We start from the raw sequence: 2,926 nt of genomic DNA, 5'->3' as shown, positions 1-2,926 counted from the left end.
TCACCGGCGTCATAAAGACGCTGGCAAAACACGAGCTCGCACTCGAACCGACAACCGAAGCGCGGCTGCCCGCGCCTACGCCCGGCGCGCGCTACATGCTCTACATGCACATCCCTTTCTGCCAACGGCTCTGTCCATACTGCAGCTTCAACCGCTATCCCTTCCGTGAAGACATCGCGCGCGCCTACTTCGACCGCCTGCGCCGAGAGATGCGCATGCTCGAGGACCTTGGCTACGACTTCGAGAGCGTCTATTGCGGCGGGGGCACGCCCACCATCCTCATCGATGAGCTCTGCCAGACCCTCGACCTCGCGCGCGACCTCTTTTCCATACAAGAGATAAGCTGCGAGACCAATCCCAACCACCTCGCCAAGCCATATCTCGATCAGATGGAAGGTCGCATCCAGCGCCTGTCGGTCGGAGTGCAGAGCTTCGACGACGACTTGCTACGGCAGATGGACCGGTACGAGAAATACGGCAGCGGCAGGGAGATCTTCGATCGCATCGGCGAGGCGGCGGCGCGCTTCGACATCCTCAACGTCGACATGATCTTCAACTTCCCTTCGCAGACCGAATCGGTCCTTCGGCGCGATATCGAACTCATCAAGGAGTGCGGTTGCCAGCAAACGACCTTCTCGCCCCTGTACTTCTCCCGCGCGACCACCAAGAAGATGCTCGACACCCTGGGAAGCCCCGACTACGAACGCGAGTATGCCTACTACCGGCTCCTCGATGCCGAGCTCGCAGATGGCGACGGCGCCGCGTTCGAACGGCGCACCGTCTGGACATTCAACCGCGCGGGATGCGGGTTCCATGCCTGCGGCGAGATACCGGTCGACGAATTCGGCGTCTCCTATGAGGAATACCCCGCCATCGGATCGGGCGCGGTCACGCATCTCGGCGGCACCATCTACGTCAACACATTCAGCCTGCGCGAATACAACGAAGCAATCGATGACGGCCGCATGTCGCTCATGGGCAAGGCCGCGCTGAGCAAGCGCGACCTCATGCGCTATAGGTTCATGCAGGAGCTCTATGCGCTCAGGCTCGACAAGAAGCGCTTCGAGCGCGATTTCGGCGTGAGCGTCGAACGCGGCCTTCCGGTCGAGATGGCATTCATGAGCGCAAACGGGGCCTTCGCAACCAATACCGCCGACGAGCTCACGCTCACCGCCAAAGGCCGCTACTACGCCCTCGTCATGCAGCGGCAATTCCTCTCAGGCCTTAACGAGCTACGAGACCAGGCGCGCGCCGCGCTCGTCGGCCCCGAACGAGAGCTGCTCTTCGGCGACGGCACGCAATCGTAGTCGAACTCCGCCAAAAAGCGGGGGAGACCCCGTCATGAACTGCCTCCCATTTCTTGGACTGGATAATAAGTCCAGGAGATGGGAGGCGGCTCACCGTTATACCCCCTCCCCTCCCTAACGGTGCAAGGGTGTTTCGATATGCGGCCCCAGGCCACGCGATGCAGCCCTGTCGCAAAAAGAAGCGGCGCCGCCGCCGCGGTGCCGCTCCACTAATCTGTACTTTGGAATCCCCTCAAATCTCCTACCGAAGGTATCGGTATGCGATTGAACTTTGTGGGCCCGGGCGACGATCCCTCAACGGTCGCCTCCGATACGACGTCGGATTACCTCATGGACGAGAACGCTCGTCTCTAGCTACTCGACCTCGGTCTCGCTGCCAGCGGGCCCAAAAGCTGATATCTCTTCACTGCCCACCGGAATCACCTCCTGCGTCGGTCGCTTTCTTGGGGCGACTGTTTCTTTGCTCGCCCTCTTTATTCCCATATAGTGCTGGTATCTTCATTCGAAACCACATTCTCCGCAAGCGGTAGGTTTGTAACCGCAGACGGTTTTCCGATCAAAATGCACCCCCATGTAAAGGCCTTTTGACAGACGGTAGCGACGTGCTCGCCTACCCTTAAGGCGATAGTTACCACCCCAAAAGCAAAGGAGGACACCATGAAGGGATCGAAGGCAATCGGCTCGCGGATCCGCGTCCATCGCGAGGCACTCGGCATGTCCCAAGAAGAGCTCGCGTGCGCCTGCCATGTCTCCCGGCAAACCATCTCATCTTGGGAGAATGCGAAGACGCTTCCCGACATCCAAACCGTCGCCTCCCTCGCCAATATATTCGATATCGAACTCGAGGAGCTCGTTTCGGATGAAGAGGCGCGGGTCGCCAAGCGCATCTCTGCCGACCGTCGAGAACTCAAGCTGCTCTGGATCGTCCTGCTCGGCATCGCGATCCTCTATTTCCCCGTCGACAAACTGCTCGAAGACACAACGCACCAGGGCAACCTCTCGCTCATCATCATGCTGCTCTTTCTCGCGGCGCTCGCCGCCACCATAGGGCGCATCGCCTTCCTTACGCGCAAACATCACCTCTCGAACGATGTCGAGCTCGGGGACTACATGCTGGGAGATATCAAGAAGGGCTCCGCAGACCGCGCGGACAGCAGTTTCGCGTCGTTCGTCAAACGCAACTACTTCATCATCTCGATCATCGTCGGCATGTTGTTCTGGTTCGTGCTCGACGTGGTCTTCGCGCTCAGCGAGTCGCTGCCGGCCACCATCGCCTTCGCCGTCCTCTGGATCGTACTCGAGATCCTGCTCGACCCATCCCATCCGCTGAAAGAAGCCATATCTAATAAAAAGCACTAGGAGTAAGAAGATTTCCATCATTCGCCAACGCAAAGGGCGCCGGCACCCCGCTGGGATGCCGGCGCCCTTTCGTCAGCACGTAGGTGCCGATTATTCGATGAGCATCGCGTCGCCGAAGCTGAAGAAGCGATAGCGCTCCTCCACCGCCGCCTCGTAGGCAGCCATGATCTGCTCGCGCGTCGCGAATGCCGAGACGAGCATCATGAGCGTCGAGCGCGGTACATGGAAGTTGGTGATCATCGCGTCCACCACGTGGAAGG

General features: G+C 59.7%; 3 protein-coding genes. 2 read left to right on the top strand and 1 reads right to left on the bottom strand.

Annotation, left to right across the window (positions count from 1 at the left end):
• Both I2E26_RS04915 and I2E26_RS04910 read left to right on the top strand, forming a co-directional pair.
• The coding region (locus I2E26_RS04915; protein WP_229056421.1) for a coproporphyrinogen III oxidase family protein at positions 1–1,307 on the top strand (1,307 nt) is incomplete at its 5' end.
• A gap of 657 nt (positions 1,308–1,964) precedes the next feature.
• Positions 1,965–2,666 carry a helix-turn-helix domain-containing protein gene (locus tag I2E26_RS04910; RefSeq protein ID WP_195419833.1) on the top strand — a complete coding sequence of 234 codons (702 nt, stop codon included), beginning with the start codon at positions 1,965–1,967 and terminating at the stop codon, positions 2,664–2,666.
• Between the two features lie 90 nt (positions 2,667–2,756).
• On the opposite strand, the gene I2E26_RS04905 is transcribed toward I2E26_RS04910, so the two are convergent.
• The coding region (locus I2E26_RS04905) for an S-adenosylmethionine:tRNA ribosyltransferase-isomerase (protein ID WP_195419832.1) at positions 2,757–2,926 on the bottom strand (170 nt) is incomplete at its 5' end.

This window comes from Collinsella sp. D33t1_170424_A12 (assembly GCF_015554865.1).
Taxonomy (GTDB): Bacteria; Actinomycetota; Coriobacteriia; order Coriobacteriales; family Coriobacteriaceae; genus Collinsella.
The sequence above is the reverse complement of the archived record's forward strand: the minus strand, read 5'-3'. Positions and strand labels throughout refer to the sequence as shown.

Coding starts and splice junctions, on each gene's coding strand:
- I2E26_RS04910 (WP_195419833.1), top strand. CDS start 1,965: ATGAAGGGATCGAAGGCAATCGGCTCGCGGATCCGCGTCCATCGCGAG.